We start from the raw sequence: 17,786 nt of genomic DNA, 5'->3' as shown, positions 1-17,786 counted from the left end.
GCCGGGCGGGCGGCGTCAGTACCGCCCCGTCAGTGCGGCCGCAGCGCGCTCAGCATCGCGCTGGCATCCTCGAACTCGAAGGCCTGCAGCTGCCGCAGGAACGTGTCGAAGTCCGACCCCAGCAGCTGGCGCAGCGGGCCGGCCTGTTCGCGGCACAGCTTGAGCGCCCGGGTGTCGCTCTGGCGCAGCCACAGCAGCAGCCGGGACTGCAGCACGTCCGGCGGCAGGACCTCGGCCCCGACCGGAGCGGGGCCGGCCCCCGGCGCCCGGGTCGCGACGAGGTGCAGCAGCGGATCCAGCCGCAGCGCGACCTGCTCGATCAGCGCCGGGATGCCACGGTCGTCGCGGACCCGGCCGGCCTCCGGATCCTGCAGGGCGGTTTCCAGCGCCCGGGCCGCGTCGGCCAGGGCCATCGCTCCCATCGTGCCGGCCACGCCCTTCAAGGTGTGCGCGATGCGGCGGGCGCCCGGGGCGTCCCCGGCCGCCAGGGTCTCGGCCACCCGCCGGGCATCGTGGCGGTGCAGGTCGGCGAACTGCGTCCACAGGCCGACGTACTTGTCCTTGGCCCCGCGCAGCGAGGCCAGCCCGCGGGCGACGTCGAGGCCCGGCAGGCTGGCCAGCTGGGTGAGGAAAGCGTCCAGCGCATCGCCGGGGTCGACCAGCGGCGCCGCGGTCTCGTCCTGCGGTCCCTCCGGGGGCAGCCACTTCAGCAGCGTGGCGTACAGGGCCTGCGGCTCGACGGGCTTGGTGATGAAGTCGCTCATGCCGGCGGCCAGGCAGGCCGCCCGGTCCTCCTCGAAGGCATTGGCCGTCAACGCCAGGATGGGCGGCAGCAGCCGCCCGGGCAAGGCACGGATGCGCTGCGTCGCGGCCAGCCCGCCGAGCTCGGGCATCTGCAGGTCCATCAGCACGAGGTCGTAGGAGCGCTCGCGCACCTTGTCGACGGCGATGCGGCCGTTCTCGGCCACGTCGACCTCGAGGCCGACGCTGTGCAGCAGTTCGGTGGCCACCTCGCGGTTGACGATGTTGTCCTCGACCAGCAGCAGGCGGGCCCCGCCATGGCGGCGACGCAGCGCGGCCTCGGCCTGGAGCGCATCGGCCGCGCCGGGCCGCACGGGCTGGCCCCGCTGGAGCCGCACGGTGAACCAGAAGGTGCTGCCCTGGCCGGGCACGCTCGAGGCACCGGCATCCCCGCCCATCAGCTGGGCCAGGCGGCGGGTGATGGCCAGGCCCAGGCCGGTGCCACCATGCTGGCGGGTGGTCGACGCATCGGCCTGCTCGAAGGCCTCGAACAGCCGGGAGAGCTGCTGCGGATCCAGGCCGATGCCGGTGTCCTGGACGGCGAAGCGCACCAGCAGCTGGTCGTCACGCTGCTCCAGCAGTTCGGCGCTCAGGGTGATGCTGCCCGACGGGGTGAACTTGACCGCGTTGCCGGCGTAGTTGAGCAGGGCCTGGCGCACCCGGGTGACGTCCCCGCGCAGCCAGCCCGGCACATGGTCGCCATCCACGACGACCCGCAGGCCCTTGGCGCGTGCGGACTCGCCGATCAGCGAGTGCACGTGGTCGAGCACCGAGGCCAGCGCGAAGTCGCGGTCCTCGAGCTGCACCCGTCCGGCCTCGATCTTGGAGATGTCCAGGATGTCGTTGATGATGGACAGCAGGTGGCGCGCCGCGCCTTCGATCTTGCTCAGCCGCTCGGCCTGGTAGTCGGCCAGGCGGTCGCGGCGCAGCAGGTGGGTCAGGCCGAGGATGGCGTTCATCGGCGTGCGGATCTCGTGGCTCATGTTGGCCAGGAAGGCGCTCTTGGCCCGGTTGGCCGACTCGGCCGCCGCCCGCGCCAGGCTGAGCTCGGCGGTGCGCTTGTCCACCAGCTCCTCGAGGCGGTGGCGGTGCTCGTCGAGCTCCTCGCGCATGCGCTTCTTGGCGGTGATGTCCTCCTGCACGGCCACGTAGTGGGTGATCCGGCCGTCGTGCTGGCGCAGCGGCGTGACGATCGCGAAGTCGATGTACTCGGTGCCGTCCTTGCGGCGGTTGAAGAGCTCGCCCTTCCAGGTGCGCCCGGACCGCACGGTCGTCCACAGCTCGCCAAAGGTCCCCGCGGGGGTCTGGCCCGACTGCAGCATGCGCGGGTTGCGGCCGATCGCCTCCGCGCGGCTGTAGCCGGTGTTGTGCACGAAGGACTCGTTGACGTACTCGATGCGCCCCTCGAGGTCGGTGATGACGATGCTCTCGGTGCTCTGCTCGACCGCCTGGGCCAGCTTGTGCAGCTGCGTCTCGACAGTGACCCGGTCGGTGACGTCCTGGACCGTGCCGATCAGCCGCTCGGCCCGGCCGTCGGCCGCGTGGCGGGTCTCGCCCCGGGCGTGCACATGCTTGATCTGCCCGTCGTCCATCACCAGGCGATGCACCGCGTCCAGCGGGGTGTGCCTGCTCACGGCCAGGGCGAAGACCGACTCGACCCAGTCGCGGTCGTCCGGATGCACGACGTCCATGAAGGCCTCGACCGTGACGGCTCCCCCGGTCGGCTCCAGGCCGAAGATGCGGTACATCTCGTCGGAGCCGCGCAGTTCGCCGGACGCCAGGTCGAACTCCCAGCCGCCGATGCGGGCCAGCCGCTGGGACTCGGCCAGCCGGTCCTGGCTGGCCTGCAGGGCCGCGTTGGCGGCCTCCGTGCGCTCGCGCGCGGCCACCGCGTCCTCGATCAGGTTCAGGGCCGCGAGCCGGGCGCGCTGCTGCTCCTCGAGCGCGCTGGCCTGGTGGGCGAGCAGCACCTGCTCGGCCTGCTTGCGGGCCGTGATGTCCTCGGTGAAGAGCACGATGCCGCCCACGCGGCCGTCGGTGTGGTGCCAGGGGCGGACCTCCCAGCGCAGCCACTGGAGCGTGCCGTTCGCGCGCGCGAACGGCTCCTCGTCCATCTGCACGATCTCGCCGGCCAGGCCGCGCCGGTGCACCGACTTCCAGTAGTCGGGCACCTCGGGCAGCACCTCGTAGTGCGAGTGGCCGATCACGTCCCGGCCCTCCAGGCCGTAGTCGAGCAGCCAGCGCCGGCTGACGGCGGCGTAGCGCATCTCGCGGTCGAACATGGCCAAGGCCACCGGCGCGTGCTCGATGAGCAGGTGCAGCCGCTCGTCGCTGTCGCGCAGCGCCTGCTCGACGGTCTTGCGCTGCTGGATGTCCTCGACCGCGGAGATGAAATACGCCGGCGTGCCATCCGGATGCCAGGACAGCGCGACGGTCAGGTGGATCCAGACGACGCTGCCGTCCTTGCGGATGTAGCGCTTCTCCATCGCGTAGCGGTCGATCTCGCGCGCCAGCATGCGCTGCACCTGCTGCACGTCGGAGGCCACGTCCTGCGGGTGCGTGATGTCCTGGAAGGTCAGCGCCATCAGCTCGTCCTGCCGGTAGCCGACGATCTTGCACAGCGTGTCGTTGACCCGCAGCCAGCGACCGTCCGGGGCGACCATCGCCATGCCCACCGCCGCCTGCTCGAAGGCTGACACGAAACGCCCCTCGCTGCGGTCCAGCGCCCCCCGGGCTTCGGCGAGCTGCTGCCAGCGGGCGCGCTCCTGCTGCCGGGCACGCTGCAGGCGCCCGCCGAGCAGGCTCACCAGCGCCCCGCTGACCACCAGGACCGACCAGCGGAACAGCTCGTGCCAGGTCTGCAGCGTCAGGTCGCCGAGCATCGGCAGCAGCGTCCAGATCGTGCCGAGCGCGGCCACCAGCGTGGCGAGCAGGCCCGGCATCAGCCCCCCCAGCATCGCGCTGACGACGATGGGCAGCATGAACAGGATCAGCAGCGGCCGGTCGCGGAACGGCGCCGGCATGCCGAGCATCAGCAGGTGGACGGCCATCGGGCCGACGAACGCCAGCAGGAACACCCAACCGCGTCTCATCATGCCTCCCGTCCGAGCTGGCGCGACAGCTCCTCGACCTGCTTCTTCAGGGCCACCATGTCCAGCTCGCGGTCGACCATCGCGCGGTTGAAACGCTCCAGCTCGGCGTTGCGGGCCTTCAGCGCCACCTCGACCCGCTGGCGCTCGGTGATGTCGAACGAGATGCGGCAGACGCACTGGACGGTTCCGTCCTGGGCCAGGATGGGAAAGATGTGCGACAGGTGCAGCCTCGGCTGGCCGTCCACCGGCACGATCTCCTCGACCGTGCGCCGGGTCCGGCTCAGGAAGACCTGCTCGTCGTTGGCCTGGAACACCTGCGCCACCTCGGCCGGGTAGAGGTCGAAGTCGGTGCGGCCGACGATCTGGCCCTCGGCCAGGTGATGGATGCGCTGCAGGTTGGGGTTGGCCAGCAGGTAGCGGCCCTGGCCGTCCTTGAGCGACAGCACGGACGGGGAGTTGCCGACGATCGCGTCGAGCTTGCGCTCGCGGTCGCGCAGCGACTGCTCGGCCTGCTGGCGCTCGGTGATGTCGCGCGAGATGCCGAACAGCCCGACGACCTGGCCCGCCTCGTCGCGCAGCGGCCCCTTGGTGGCGAGGAACACCCGCCGTCCGCCCGGCGTGTCGAGCACCTCCTCGACCGTGCGCACCTGTCCGTCGGCCAGCACCTGGCGGCCGGCCTGCATCAGCAGGCGGGCCTGATCGGCCGGGAACAGCGCCCGGTCATCGCGGCCGAGCACGTCCTGCGGCCGCTGGCCGACGAACTCGCCCGCGGCACGGTTGAACAGCAGGTAGCGCCCGTCCATGTCCTTGGCGAAGATCGCGTCGGTCGAGCTTTCGACCACGGCGGTGAGCAGCATCAGCGCCCGCAGGCGCTCGGTCTGGTACTGCTCCGATCCGACCGCCAGGCGGTGCAGCAGCCCGTAGAGCAGCAGCGAGGTCAGGGCGACGAAGGCCCAGCCCTTGAACAGGCTGAACCAGGCGCGCAGCTCGGGGTCGCTCACCAGGCCATCGAGCACCCGGTCGGACAGCAGGATCCACAGGCCCGCGAGCGTGGCATAGGCCAGCACCAGTCTCAGCACCCCCGTCCGGGTGAACGGGTGGGCCCGATCCAGGCCGGCCGGGGAGGTCACGCCGCGTCCCGGAAACGGTTGGCGATCGCGACGAAGGTGTCGAACTTCTGCTCGAAGACATCGACGATCGCCGGATCGAAGTGGGCGCCGCGCCCGGACAGCACGATGTCACGGGCCTGCTCGGCCGACAGCGCGGGCTTGTAGACCCGCACCGAGATCAGGGCGTCGAACACGTCGGCGACGGCCATCAGGCGCGCGGAGACCGGAATGGCCTCGCCGGCCAGCCCGTCCGGGTAACCGGTGCCATCCCATTTTTCATGGTGCCACCAGGCGATCTCCTTGGCGAGCTTGAGGAACTCGACCGGCGTGGCGATGTCGCGCTCGGCCAGCTCGATGGCCGCGGCCCCGAGGCGGGAGTGGGTCTTCATGACCGCCCACTCGGCGGTCGTCAGCGGCCCCGGCTTGAGCAGGATGGCGTCGGGGATGCCCACCTTGCCGATGTCGTGCAGCGGCGCCGAGCGCGTCAGCAGCTCGATGTAGTGGTCGCTGAGCTCGTCCCGGTAGGCCGGATGGTGCTGCAGGCCCAGCGCCAGCGTCTGCACATAACCCTGGGTGCGCAGGATGTGGTTGCCGGTCTCGGGGTCGCGGATCTCGGCCAGATGGGCCAGCGCGCGGATGCTGACCTGCTGGATCAGGTCGTTTTCCGCCATGCGGCGACCGACCTCGGCCTCCAGCCAGGCGTTCTGGTCCTTCAGGCGATCGCGGGCCCGCTTGAGCTCCAGGTGGGTACCGACGCGTGCCAGCACGACCGGCGGCACGATGGGCTTGGTGATGTAGTCGGCCGCACCGACCTCCAGGCCGTGCAGCTCGTCGGCCACGCTGCCCATGGCGGTGATGAAGATGACGGGGATGTCGGCCGTCGCCGGATCGGCCTGCAGGCGCGACAGCACGCCATAACCGTCCATGTCGGGCATCATCACGTCGAGCAGGATCAGGTCGGGTCGTGGCGAGGTGTTCGCGATGCGCAAGGCCTTGTCGCCCGAATTGGCGGCACGCACCAGGTAGGACGGCTGCAGCAGCTCCGCCAGCACCGCCAGGCTTTCGGGTGAGTCGTCGACGACCAGGATCGTCGCGTTGGTGTTCATCGGCATTTCGCCTCTTGCCTTCCCTCTGCTCGGACAATGCTGCATTGTGAACGGTGACGCGTATCGCATCTCAGGGGGAAATGCGGTCAACGTGGGGATCAGTCCACGAACTCGTGGGGCGATCCCATCCGCCGGACCTCGATCGTGCACCACTCGGCCGCCGGACAGGTGGCCGCGATCGCCAGGGCCTCCTGGCGGGTCGGCACGTCGAGCAGGAAAAATCCGCCCGGTGTCTCCTTGACCTCGGCGAACGGGCCGTCCGTCAGGGTGCAGCGACCGTCGTGCACCCGCAGCCGCACCGCCTGGGCGGTCGACGCCAGCGAGTGGCCGGCGATCAGCACGCCACGCGCCTGCAGGTCGGCGCTGAACTGCTGCATGCGCGCCTGGCGCGCCTGCGTGGCGTCCCGGGGGCGGATCCGGCGCGGGCCGGTGGATTCGATGATCAGAAGCAGGTAGGGCATGAGGGCTCTCCGGACCCGACGGCGCGGCTCGAGATCACCTCATTGTGACGACTGTCCCGGCGACGCGGCAGGTTTCAGCGGCAGGCAGGCACTCACCGTCGTGCCCTGGCCCGGCGCCGAATGCACCCTCAGCTGCCCCCGTTCGGCCTCGACGCGGTAGCGCATGCCCAGCAGGCCGTGGGTGGCGCGCTCGACCTGCCCGGGATCGAAGCCGACGCCGTCGTCGCGCACCTGGATGCGGGCCTGGCCGCCCTCCTCGGCCAGCGTGACCCCGACCGTGGTGGCGCGGGCGTACTTGGCGATGTTGTTGAGCGCCTCCTGCACCAGGCGGAACAGCGTGAGCTGGGCGCTGGGCGTCAGCGACACCGGCTCCAGCCGCACCTGCACCGGCACCCCCAGGCGCTCGCCGACCTCGCCGCAGAGGATCTCCAGCGCCGGCACCAGGCCCAGGTTGTCCAGCGTCGACGGCCGCAGGTCCTCGATGATGCGGCGCTTGAGCGCGATGCCGCTGTTGAGCGCCTCGGTCAGGTGGGTGAGGCGGGGCATCAGGTCGGGCGCGCTCTGCTGCAGCTTGGGGCGGATGCGGGCGACGTCGAGCTTGGCCGCCGTCAGCAGCGCGCCGAGCTCGTCGTGCAGGTCGCGGGCCAGGCGGGCGCGCTCGTCCTCGCGGGCGGTCTGCAGGTGGCGGGCGAGTTCGGTCAGTTCGGTGGTCCGCCGCAGGACCTCGGCTTCCAGCCGGTCACGCTCGGCCAGGATCTGCGCCTGCTGCCCGGCACGCTGGAGGTCGAGCAGCCGGCTCTGGCGCAGGAACATCGCCAGCGCCAGCAGGCTGATGACGGTCATCGCCGCCACGCCGATGCGGTTGAGCAGGAGCGTGTCGAAGACGTCGCGCACCCCCGCGCCGATGCGGCGGTTCTCCTCGGCCAGCAGCGCGTCGACATGGTGGCGGATCAGCTCCATCTGGTCGCGCCCGATGCCGGTGAGCATCAGCTCGGCCGCCGCGTCCTTGCGTCCGGAGTCGAACAGCAGCAGCACCTCGTCGAGTTCGCTGAGCTTGGTGTCGACCGCCTGGGCGAGCTGCTGGCGGCGCGCCTCGGCCTCGAAGCTGCCCAGGCGCTGGTAGGCCTGCTGCAGCGTGACCAGCCCGTCGAGGGCGGACTGCCGGGCCGAACGGTAAGGGGTCAGGTAGTCCGCCCGGGAGGTCAGCATGTAACCCCGCTGGGCCGACTCGGCGTCGGTGATGCGGCGCGCGACGCTGAGCAGCTCGATCCGGGCGCGGCCCATCGCCATCAGCGTGCGCAGCTGGGACTCGGCGCCGTGGTAGGCCAGCTCGCTGATGATCAGCATCAGCGCCGCCGCCAGCGCCGCCAGCGGGAAGGCGTAGGCGCTGCGCTGCACGCGATCGCTCAGTCCGGCCACCCGGGCGCGCATCACGGCTTCCCGGCTCAGTGGCAGGCCGGGCCGGGCAGCTCGGCGCAGTAGGCCAGCAGCTCCTCCAGCTCGGCCGACTTGTCGAAGACCCGGTCCGCACCGAGCTGCAGGCAGCGCCGGCGCATGTCGGCGGTGGCGTAGTTGCTCAGCACGACCAGCTGCGCCCCGGGCTGCAGCGAACGCGCCTGGCGCAGCACCTCCAGGCCGGTGCCGGTCTTCAGGAAGATGTCGATGATGAGCAGGTCGCAGCGCAGCCCGGGGGTGCGCAGCCACTGCAGCGCCGCGCCTTCGTCCTCGGCAAAACCGACGACCTGCATCGCCAGCATCTCCTCGAGCGTGGCGATCAGGTTCTGCCGGATGACCGGGCTGTCCTCGACGAGGAAACAGGTCAGGGCCGCAGGCGGGCAAGCAGGTTCAGGCGAAGTCAGAGTCACGATGCAGACCGGTTGGACGCCCGACCCCGCCGGCGCAGGAAGTCGATGCACGAGACCCGATTCTGATCGCAACGGCCGGCCGCCCGGCATCAGGCGCCGACTGCATCGGCGGTAGGACCTGTCCTACGGCGTGCGCGGATCCCGCAGGACGGCATCGGCCGGCGTGTCGGGCGCCCGGTCCTCGTCACGGGCCGGCAGGGCCGCCGTGCAGCCCGGCAGGAAGGGCAGGGCCGCTTCGTAGCCCAGCACCGGATCCACCTCGTCGCCCCCGCGACGCTGGAACCAGGCGAGCAGGCCGCCCTTCGAACGGCTGGTCGGATGCAGGATGGACACGGGCTTCTCCTCGTCGCTGTCGTCAAAGGGCTCTTCGTCAGCGTTCCAGTCTAGGCATCAGGGGGCGGTGCGGGGAGTCGGCATCGGACGCTGCGTCGTGTAGGACAACAGGCCATGCGAGGCGGAATCCGTCCCGGCTGCGGCGCGCCAGGCCTGCGGCGTCATGCCGAAGTGGCTGCGGAAGGTGCGGATGAAATAGCTGGGGCCGGCGAAGCCGCAGGCCCATGCGATCTCCTTGCCCGACAGCGTGCTGTCGGCCAGCAGCCGGGCGGCCCGCTCCATGCGCAGGCGGCTGATCAGCGCGGCCAGGTGCTCGCCGGTGTGGCGGCGCACCAGGTGGGACAGGTGATCGGCGGTGCAGCCGCACTGCCCGGCCAGCTGGCGCACGCTGAGCGTGTGCTCGCCGAGCTGGTTCTGGATCAGCATGCGCACCCGCGACAGCAGCGCGGGCTCGGCCGTGCGGGCCGGATCGGCCGGATCGGGCTCGTCCAGCACCCGCAGCACCCCGGCGATGGCCGCCCCGACCAGCGCGCGGGCCTGCACCATCGGCCAGCCGCTGCGCGTCGCGCCGGCGGTCGGGCCGCCCAGCCGGGCCGCTTCGGCCAGCCACGACTGGATCGGCGCGGACTGCGCATGGTGGCGGGCCTCCAGGTGCAGGATGTCGGGCAGCCCGGGCCAGGCCTCGTGCGCGAGGTGGCAGGACACGGCCACCGCATCGGCGTAGACGACGATGTTGCGGAAGGCCTGCTCCGGCGCCGGGCCCTCGCCCTGCACCCGCTCGTCGTGCAGCACCTGGGCCGGCACGACCATGGCCTGGCCGGCCGCGAGGGCCAGGCGGGCGTTGGGGAACTCGAAGTCGGTGCGCCCCGCCAGCTGCAGGAACAGCTCGGCCCCGAGGTGGAAATGCCCGCGCCCGCCGGCCACCAGCGCCCCGGCCGGGCTGGGCAGCAGCAGATCCAGCTCGCCACGGGCGGCGGCGAGCGCAAAGGCGGCCAGGCCCTCGCGCAGCGCACGGGCCTGGTCCGGACCGCCCTGATGGGCGGCCGGCACCCGTCGGGCGCTGGCACAAGGATCCTGGTTTTTTTGCATCGATCGGGGTTTCGTCGCAGCGTTCATCGTTGTCTCCGCAGGCCACGGCCCCTTAAGCTGCAAGGCCCGATCACCGGTCGGCCCGCCATTCTGGTCGGCGGCCGGATTTCTGTCATGTCCCGACCCACGCCCCCGCACCACACCCGCCCATGAGCGCCCACGCCGCCACCCCCCCCCTGCCTGCCACCGCCCCCGCGACCTTGCCGCTGCCGGACGGCACGCTGTCACGCGCCCGCCGCGCCACCCGGGTGCAGTTCGGCGCGCTGGGCATCATCGGCGGCGCCTGGGGGGTGCACATCCCGTCGGTGAAGGCGCAGTACGGCCTGGGTGAAGGCACGCTGGCGGTGGTGCTGCTGGCCGCGGCCGTGGGCGCGCTGCTGTCGCTGCTGTTCGCCGGCCGGGTGATCGCGCGGCTGGGCGTGCAGCGCACGACGGCGCTGGCGATGCTGATCCTGTGCGGCATGCTCGCGCTGGTGCTGCAGTGGCCCGGCATGGCGCTGCTGCTGCCGGCGATGGTGGTGTTCGGCGCGGCGATGAGCCAGTTCGACGTCGCGATCAACGCCGAAGGCACGGCCCTGGAGAGCCTGGGCGGACGGGCCGTGATGGGCCAGCTGCACGGCATGTTCAGCCTCGGCGGCATGGCCGGCGCGGCGCTCGGCGCCGCGCTGCTGCGCGCCGGCGTGACTGCGCCGCAGCAGCTGCTGCTGATCCCGCTGCTGATGGCGGTGGTGAGCCTGCTCGCCTCGCGCGGCATGCTGCCCGCGCACGCCCACCACGAGGAAGGCGGGCAGGATCAGGCCCACTTCGCCTGGCCCCGAGGTCCGCTGCTGGTCATCGGCCTGCTGATCTTCGCCGGCATGACGGCCGAAGGGGTGATGTACGACTGGAGCGTGCTCTACCTGAAGCAGGAGGTCGGCATGCCGCAGGACCGGGCCGCGCTGGGTTACGCGGCCTTCTCGGCGGCGATGGCCGCGGCCCGCTTCGGCGGGGACGCGCTGCGGGCACGTTTTGCCGAGCGACTGCTGCTGCGCCGCGGCGCGCTGCTGGCCGGCGTGGCGATGGCGGTGGTGCTGCTGAGCGGCCAGCCTGAGCTGGCGCTGCCCGGCTACGTCTGCGTCGGCGCCGGCCTGGCGCTGGTCGTGCCCATCCTCTACAACGCCGCCACCCGCGTGCCCGGCACCAGCCGCGCCGCGGCGATCGCCTCGGTCTCGTCGATCGGCTATTCGGGCTTCCTGGTCGGCCCGCCGCTGATCGGCGGCATCGCCCACGCCACCTCGCTGACGGTCGCGATGGCGCTCATCGTCGTGGCGGCCGGACTGCTCGCCCTCGGGGCCAGAAGGGTCTGATCCGGCACGATCGACCATTTCGCCGTCATACTGGCGGGTTTTCCGCCACACGTGCCCGCGATGACCTACGCCATCAAGGAAATCTTCTACACCCTGCAAGGCGAAGGCGCCAACGCCGGCCGGCCGGCCGGCGGTGTTCTGCCGCTTTGCCGGCTGCAACCTCTGGAGCGGCCGCGAAGCCGACCGCGCCGGCGCGGTCTGCCGCTTCTGCGACACCGACTTCGTCGGCACCGACGGCACGCTGGGCGGCAAGTACGAACGAGCCGACACGCTGGCCGATGCCGTGGCCTCGCAGTGGCCGGCGGGCACGCGGCCCGGACTGGTCGTGCTGACCGGCGGCGAGCCGCTGCTGCAGGTCGACGGCGCGCTGATCGACGCGCTGCACGCGCGCGGCTTCACGCTGGCGGTCGAGACCAACGGCACGATCGCCGCGCCACCCGGGCTGGACTGGATCTGCGTCAGCCCCAAGGCCGGCAGCACGCTCGTGCAGACCAGCGGCCACGAGCTGAAGGTGGTCGTGCCGCAGGCCGGGCAGGACCTCGAGGCGCTCGCCGCCCTGCCCTTCGAGCACCATTTCCTGCAGCCGATGGACGACCTGCTCGCCCGCGAGCACCAGCGCCTGGCGATCGAGCTGTGCCTGCGTGATCCACGCTGGCGCCTGAGCGTGCAGACCCACAAGGTGATGGGCATCCGCTGAGCCCCGCCGGAGAACGACCATGAAGTACGCCCTGAGCCAACGTTTCTTCTTCGAAGCCGCCCACACGCTGCGCCGCCAGGTCGACGCCGAGCCGAGCCGGCGCATCCACGGCCACACCTACCTGGCCGAGGTCACGCTGTCGGCCACGCCTGACCCCGAGTCGGGCATGGTGGTCGACCTCGGTCACCTGCGCCGCGAGATCGAGACCGTGCGCGAACGCCTGGACCACCGTTTCCTCGACGAGGTCGACGGCATCGGTCCGGCCACGCTGGAGAACCTCTGCACCTACCTCTGGCGTGCCTTCGAGGCGATCTACGGCACGACGCTGGCGGCCATCGAGGTGCGCCGCGAAGCCAGCGGCGACGCCTGCCGCCTGACCCGCTGAAGCCGCCGGCTCACGCCGCGGCCACGCTCAGGGCCTCGTCGGGCAGCAGGGTCAGCCAGCGGGCGTGATAGGCCCGCAGCGCCGCCCCCGCGGCACTGGGGGCGACCGGCTGCAGGCGCGGCGCGGGCGCCTGCAGCGCCGTCCAGCGCGACAGCAGCCAGCTGCCACGCGCCGTGCCCTCGAGCGGATCGGCGCTGACGCTGAGCTCGGCGCCATCGAGCAGCGCCGCCAGCGCACGCACATAGACCGGGTTGCCGGCGAACGGGCCGTCGACCACCACCGGCGCGGGCGCGCGCAGGTGCTCGATCAGCCAGGCCGTGACCTGCGCGCAGTAGAGCGCGCCCAGCGTGGCACGCTCGGCCGCGTCGAGGGTGCTCACGGCGTCGATGCGGCGACCCGCCTCGCGCACCTCGCCGGGCCGCTCGCCGAACGGACCGCCCTGGTGCACGAAGGCCGGCAGCGCCATCACGTCGCGGCGCAGCAGCGCCGCCAGCGTGTCCTCGTCGGCGGCGGCCGGATCGGCGCCGGCCAGCAGCAGCTTGAGCTCGCGCCCGCCCATGAAGCGCGCGGTGGGCACGGTCTCGCCGCGCACCGAGACGTTGGCCAGCATGTCGCGCCCGGCATCGAGCGAGGCGGTGCTGCCGCCGGGGGCCATGATGACGATCCAGGTGCCGGTGGAGACCAGCGTCATGCGGGGCATCGAGCGCAGGTAGGCCGCCAGGCAGGCGTTGCTGTCGTGCACGCCGACGTGCACCGCGCAGTCGCTAGGCAGGCCCAGCCGGCTCGCCAGGTCGCTGCGCAGCGGCGCCAGCACGTCCCAGGCCCGCCGCAGCGGCGGCATGCGCCGCGCCCAGCCGCGCCGCTGCGCCAGCGCCGACCAGGTCGCCGCCCCGGGCTGCCACAGCTGGGTGTGGCAGCCCAGCGAGGACAGCTCGGCGCAGCGCTCGCCCGTCAGGCGCCAGGCCCAGTACTGCGGATAAGGCAGCAGCGTGTCGACCCGCTGCCACAGCGCCGGGTGCGCCTGCTCGAGCCAGTGCCACTGGCGGGCGGCGTTCAGCCCGGCCGGCAGCAGCGGCGAGCAGGTCTGCTCGAAGGGATCGATCTCGTCGGCCCAGGGCGCCAGCGGCGTGCACTCGTAGACCTCGCTCTCGTAGTCGGGCACGGGCAGCAGCAGCGTGTCGTCCTGCAGCGCGGCAAAGGCCGCGCCGTGGGTCGACACGATCAGGTGGCGGATGCGCGAGCGCAGCGCGCCCAGGCCCGCCAGCCGCTCGAGCAGCCAGGCCTCGATGCCCGCGACGTCCAGCGCGGGATAGCCCAGCGACGACGGCACGGGCGCGTTGGGGCGATCGCACTGGTGCAGCACCTCGCCGGCGCCGTTCATCACCAGCAGCTTGACGCGGGTCTTGCCGACATCGAGGACGGCGCAATGGTGGACAGGCAGGGACATGTCGCAGCGGTCGGGGCCGTCAGTCGAGGTGGAACATCGGCACGAGCGCACGCACCACGGGCGAACGGTCCTCGTTGGTGAGCATCAGGTCGGCCATGTGGGCCCACCAGCGCTGCATCACCGGGTGCTCGGGCAGCCGGTCCATGCGGTGGTCGGGCGTGCGGCGCAGCACCGCGAACAGCATGTGGGTGCTCTCGTCGAGGTGGATGCTGTAGTCGCGCACGCCGCTGTCGCCGAGCAGGCGGACCAGCTCGGGCCAGATCAGGTCGTGGCGGCGGCGGTATTCCTGGGCCAGGCCCGGGCGCAGGAACATGCAGAAGGCGATCTGCTCGGCCGGCCGGCCCGGGGACGGCGACGGGGAAAAGGAACGTGTCATGGCGGCGGACTCCGGGTTCAGGCCAGGCGGGGCCGGCGCAGCCTCAGGCGCAGGCGGGGCAGCACCATCGCCAGCACCAGCAGCAGGCCGACGATCATCGACATCACGATGCCGGAGACGTTGAGCATGCCCAGCCCGAAGGTGAAGCTGCCCAGCAGCACGGCGGCCAGCACCGTGCCGGTGATGCTGCCGCGCCCGCCCTCGATGGCCACGCCGCCGAGGATGACGATGGTCACCGCCTCCAGCTCCCAGCCCAGCGCGAGGTTGGGCCGGGTGCTGCCGATGCGCCCGGTCAGCAGGATGGCCGCCAGCGCGGCCATCACGCCGGCCAGCACGAACAGCCCGAGGCGGTAGCGGTCGACCTCGATGCCCGAGAAGCGCGAGGCCACCGGGTTGGCGCCGATCGCGTAGAGGCGCCGGCCGTGCACCGTGGCGTGCAGGCCCAGGCCGATGACCGCCGCGGCCACCAGCATGATCACGAACTCGATGGGCACGATCAGCCCCGGCAGGCCGATCAGGTCGCCCAGCGTGCCGTTGCCCAGCACGCTGAGCGCCTCGGGGTAACCGGTGATCGCCTGGTCGCCCAATGCCACCAGCGCGATGCCGCGGTACAGCGACAGCGTGCCGATGGTGACGACGATGGACGGCAGCGCCCAGCGGGTCACCAGCCAGCCGTTGAGCGCACCGCACAGCGCCCCGGTCAGCAGCGCGACCGCCACCATCACCGGCAGGCTCGCGCCCAGCTTCATCGCCACGCCCATCGCCAGCGAGCACAGCGCCATCGTCGCGGCGATCGACAGGTCGATCTCGCCGGCGATCACCAGCAGCGCCATGGCCAGCGCGATCAGCGCCTTCTCGGAGAAGTTGTAGGTGCTGTCGGCCAGCGCGTAGGGGCTCAGGAAGCCCTCCACGCCCAGGCCGAAGCCCAGGTAGACCAGCAGCAGCAGGACCAGCAGGACCCGCTCCCAGGTGTCATGGACTTTCATGCGGCGGCTCCTTGCCCTGCCGGACGGGAATGGATGGAAGGGGTCGGCGCGGCGGGCCCGCCGACCTCGAGGATCTGGCGTCCGGCCTGGCGCCCGGCCCGCGAGTTCAGCACCACCGAGATCAGGATCACCGCCCCGGCGATGGCCTGCTGCCAGAAGGGCGAGACCTGGATGACCGGCAGCGCGCCGTTGATCACGCCGATGAACAGCACGCCCAGCACCGCGCCCGCGACACTGCCCACGCCCCCGCCGATGCTGACCCCGCCGATCACGCAGGCGGCGATCACGGTCAGCTCGAAACCCGCGGCCAGCTCGGTGAAGGCGATCGCGTAGCGGCCCACCCACAGCAGGCCGGCCAGCCCGGCGCAGACGCCCGACAGGGTGTAGGCCAGCATCAGCCGGCGCGGCCCGGGGATGCCCGCGACCACGGCCGCGCTCGGATGGCCGCCGAAGGCGTAGAGGTCACGCCCCTCGCGCCGCCAGGTCAGCAGCCACCACACCAGCAGCACCACCGCCGCCGCCAGCCAGGGCAGCGCCGGCAGGCCCAGCCAGGTCTCGCGCGGCAAGGCCTTGATGGCCGGGTGGATCTGGTGGTCCGAGACCCAGGCCCCGCCGCTGACCACGAAGATCGCGCCGCGGTAGACCGACATCGTGCCCAGCGTCACGACGATGGAGGGCAGCAGGAAACGGGTCACCAGCCAGCCGTTGAGCGCGCCCAGCGCCGCGCCGATGGCCATCGCCAGGGCGATCAGCGCGGGCGCGCCCAGCGCCGGCCAGTGGCGACCGGCCAGCGCGCACAGCATGCCGGTCAGCGCCAGGTTCGAGGCCACCGACAGGTCGACCCCGCGGGTCAGCAGCACCAGCATCTGGCCCATCACCAGGATGGCGAGGATGGCCGAGTCGTTGGCCACGTCGAGGGCCGTGCGCCAGGTCAGGAACACCGGCGCGCGGGCACCGACCATCAGCACGATGGCCACGATGATCAGCAGCAGCAGCGATTCACGCTGCAGGAGCCGCTCGCGCCAGGGCGCGGCGGCGGGAAAGGAAACGGCGCTCATGCCACAAGCTCCTGGACGGAAGGACGGAAGGCGGCCGGCCCGGCCGGCGGCGACAGCTGCGCGCCGGAGGCCGCCGCGACGATGGCCTCGGCCTGGGCCTGGGCCCGGTCGAACTCGGCCACGGCCACGCCGCGGCGCATCACGACGATGCGGTGCGCCAGGTTCATCACCTCGGGCAGCTCGGACGAGACCAGGATGACCGACAGGCCCTGCTCGACCATCTCGGCGATCAGGTGGTAGACCGCCTGCTTGGCACCGACGTCGATGCCCTTGGTCGGCTCGTCGAGGATGACGATGCGCGGGTTCAGCCCCAGCCACTTGGCGATGATCACCTTCTGCTGGTTGCCGCCCGACAGGCCCGACAGCGGCGTGTCCTGGCTGGCGGTCTTGATGCGCAGCCGCTCGATCATGCCCGCGGCCAGCACCGATTCACGCTGCGGCGACAGCCACGGCCCGCGGGCGCAGCGCGCCAGGCCGGCCAGGCTCATGTTGTGGCGCACCGAGAAGCCCAGGATGCCGCCCTGGCGCTGGCGCTCCTCGGGCACGAAGGCGATGCCCGCGGCGATCGCGTCGCCCGGGCGGCGGATGTCCAGCCGCTGCCCGTCGAGGCGGACCTCGCCGGTGGCTGCCGGGTTCAGCCCCATCAGCGCCAGCATGGCCTCGCTGCGGCCGGCGCCGACCAGGCCGTAGAAGCCCAGGATCTCGCCGCGCCGCAGCTCGAAGCTCAGGTCGCGGAACTCGGTCGGGTGGCTCAGGTGCTGGACCTGCAGCAGCACCTCGCCGGATGCGCCGGGCACCGGCGGGTAGATCTGCTCGATGGTGCGCCCGGCCATCAGCGCGACCAGCGCCGGCTCGCTGGCCTGGGCGATCACCCCGCCACCGACCGAGGCGCCGTCGCGCAGCACCACGTAGCGGTCGCAGACCGCGAAGATCTCGTCGAACTTGTGCGTGATGAACAGCACCGCCAGGCCCTGGTCGCGCAGCCCGCGCACCAGGCCGTAGAAATCACGGATCTCCTGCTGGGACAAGGCCGCGGTGGGCTCGTCGAGGATCACCACCCGGGCCTGCTGCGACAGCGCGCGCGCGATCTCGATCAGGTGGCGCTGCGCCAAGCTGAGCTGGCGCACCGGGGTGGTCGCCGAAAAGCCGGCGCCGACCTGGTCGAGCACGCGCTGCGCCTCCTGGTTCATCCGCGGCCAGTCGATCATGCCCAGCCGGCCCGGCAGGCCGCTGCGCAGGGGCTGGCGGCCGACGAAGATGTTCTCGGCCGCGCTCAGCGCCTCGAACATCACGGTCTCCTGATGCACGGCGACGATGCCCGCCTCGCGCGCCGCATCGACCCGGTCCAGCCGCAGCGGCCGGCCGTCGACCAGGATCTCGCCCTCGTCGGGCTGGTGGATGCCGGTCAGCGTCTTGACCAGCGTGGACTTGCCCGCGCCGTTCTCGCCGATCAGGGCCAGCACCTGGCCCGGCACCAGGTCGAGGTCGACCCCGCGCAGCGCATGCGTGGCGCCGAAGCGCTTGTGCAGGCCACGCAGCTGCAGCACCGGCGGGGTGGACGGCAGGCCCGCGTCGTTCATGTTCATCTCGGTAGCACCCAGGAAACAGGAGACCGGACCCCGGCCGCGGCGCCGT

The 17,786-nt window shown here is 72.1% G+C and carries 15 protein-coding genes and 1 pseudogene; 3 read left to right on the top strand and 13 right to left on the bottom strand.

Annotated elements, in window-relative coordinates:
- Positions 1-29: 29 nt before the first annotated feature.
- From C7444_RS01285 to C7444_RS01250, 8 genes are all read right to left on the bottom strand, one after another.
- Positions 30-3,896 carry a PAS domain S-box protein gene (locus C7444_RS01285; protein ID WP_110399002.1) on the bottom strand — a complete coding sequence of 1,289 codons (3,867 nt, stop codon included), beginning with the start codon at positions 3,894-3,896 and terminating at the stop codon, positions 30-32.
- Positions 3,893-5,023: a PAS domain-containing protein gene (locus C7444_RS01280; protein ID WP_146219321.1), complete on the bottom strand. Its 1,131-nt coding sequence runs from the start codon at positions 5,021-5,023 to the stop codon at positions 3,893-3,895. The genes C7444_RS01285 and C7444_RS01280 overlap by 4 nt, the downstream gene beginning before the upstream one ends.
- Positions 5,020-6,114 (bottom strand): response regulator, encoded by a 1,095-nt coding sequence (locus tag C7444_RS01275; protein ID WP_110399000.1) that lies wholly within the window; start codon positions 6,112-6,114, stop codon positions 5,020-5,022. The genes C7444_RS01280 and C7444_RS01275 overlap by 4 nt, the downstream gene beginning before the upstream one ends.
- Before the next feature lie 92 nt (positions 6,115-6,206).
- A complete protein-coding gene (locus C7444_RS01270; protein WP_110398999.1) occupies positions 6,207-6,569 on the bottom strand; it encodes a YciI family protein in 363 nt (120 codons plus the stop codon).
- A 39-nt stretch (positions 6,570-6,608) separates the two neighbouring features.
- Entirely contained in the window at positions 6,609-8,000 is a 1,392-nt protein-coding gene (locus C7444_RS01265) for a CHASE3 domain-containing protein (protein ID WP_110398998.1), read from the bottom strand.
- Positions 8,001-8,014: 14 nt separating this feature from the next.
- The gene (locus C7444_RS01260; protein WP_245909349.1) at positions 8,015-8,434 is read right to left on the bottom strand and encodes a response regulator; all 420 of its coding nucleotides are present in this window, start codon (positions 8,432-8,434) and stop codon (positions 8,015-8,017) included.
- 123 nt (positions 8,435-8,557) lie between these two features.
- Entirely contained in the window at positions 8,558-8,767 is a 210-nt protein-coding gene (locus C7444_RS01255; protein ID WP_110398996.1) for a hypothetical protein, read from the bottom strand.
- 57 nt (positions 8,768-8,824) lie between these two features.
- A complete protein-coding gene (locus C7444_RS01250; RefSeq protein ID WP_110398995.1) occupies positions 8,825-9,856 on the bottom strand; it encodes an AraC family transcriptional regulator in 1,032 nt (343 codons plus the stop codon).
- A gap of 149 nt (positions 9,857-10,005) precedes the next feature.
- Between C7444_RS01250 and C7444_RS01245 the strand changes: the two genes are divergently transcribed.
- The 3 genes and pseudogenes from C7444_RS01245 (at position 10,006) to C7444_RS01235 (ending at position 12,284) form a co-directional block, all read left to right on the top strand.
- Positions 10,006-11,202 carry an MFS transporter gene (locus C7444_RS01245; protein ID WP_110398994.1) on the top strand — a complete coding sequence of 399 codons (1,197 nt, stop codon included), beginning with the start codon at positions 10,006-10,008 and terminating at the stop codon, positions 11,200-11,202.
- A 60-nt stretch (positions 11,203-11,262) separates the two neighbouring features.
- Positions 11,263-11,899, top strand: a pseudogene (gene queE, locus C7444_RS01240) (7-carboxy-7-deazaguanine synthase).
- 19 nt (positions 11,900-11,918) lie between these two features.
- Positions 11,919-12,284 carry a 6-pyruvoyl trahydropterin synthase family protein gene (locus tag C7444_RS01235; protein ID WP_110398993.1) on the top strand — a complete coding sequence of 122 codons (366 nt, stop codon included), beginning with the start codon at positions 11,919-11,921 and terminating at the stop codon, positions 12,282-12,284.
- Between the two features lie 10 nt (positions 12,285-12,294).
- Here C7444_RS01235 and C7444_RS01230 read toward each other — a convergent pair whose 3' ends face one another.
- From C7444_RS01230 to C7444_RS01210, 5 genes are read right to left on the bottom strand one after another with little or no spacing between them, the layout of a single operon-like run.
- On the bottom strand, positions 12,295-13,731 hold the full coding sequence (locus C7444_RS01230; RefSeq protein ID WP_110398992.1) for an FGGY-family carbohydrate kinase: 1,437 nt from the start codon (positions 13,729-13,731) through the stop codon (positions 12,295-12,297).
- A gap of 19 nt (positions 13,732-13,750) precedes the next feature.
- A complete protein-coding gene (locus tag C7444_RS01225; protein WP_110398991.1) occupies positions 13,751-14,107 on the bottom strand; it encodes an L-rhamnose mutarotase in 357 nt (118 codons plus the stop codon).
- A gap of 17 nt (positions 14,108-14,124) precedes the next feature.
- Positions 14,125-15,093 (bottom strand): ABC transporter permease, encoded by a 969-nt coding sequence (locus tag C7444_RS01220; RefSeq protein WP_110398990.1) that lies wholly within the window; start codon positions 15,091-15,093, stop codon positions 14,125-14,127.
- A complete protein-coding gene (locus C7444_RS01215) occupies positions 15,090-16,151 on the bottom strand; it encodes an ABC transporter permease (RefSeq protein ID WP_110398989.1) in 1,062 nt (353 codons plus the stop codon). Before C7444_RS01215 ends, C7444_RS01220 begins: the two co-directional genes overlap by 4 nt.
- Positions 16,148-17,737, bottom strand: coding sequence for a sugar ABC transporter ATP-binding protein (locus C7444_RS01210; RefSeq protein ID WP_110398988.1), 1,590 nt, complete (start codon positions 17,735-17,737; stop codon positions 16,148-16,150). Before C7444_RS01210 ends, C7444_RS01215 begins: the two co-directional genes overlap by 4 nt.
- Positions 17,738-17,786 lie beyond the last annotated feature (49 nt).

The organism is Sphaerotilus hippei (assembly GCF_003201595.1).
Classification (GTDB): Bacteria; Pseudomonadota; Gammaproteobacteria; order Burkholderiales; family Burkholderiaceae_C; genus Sphaerotilus; species Sphaerotilus hippei.
This window is presented reverse-complemented; position numbering and strand designations above follow the sequence as displayed.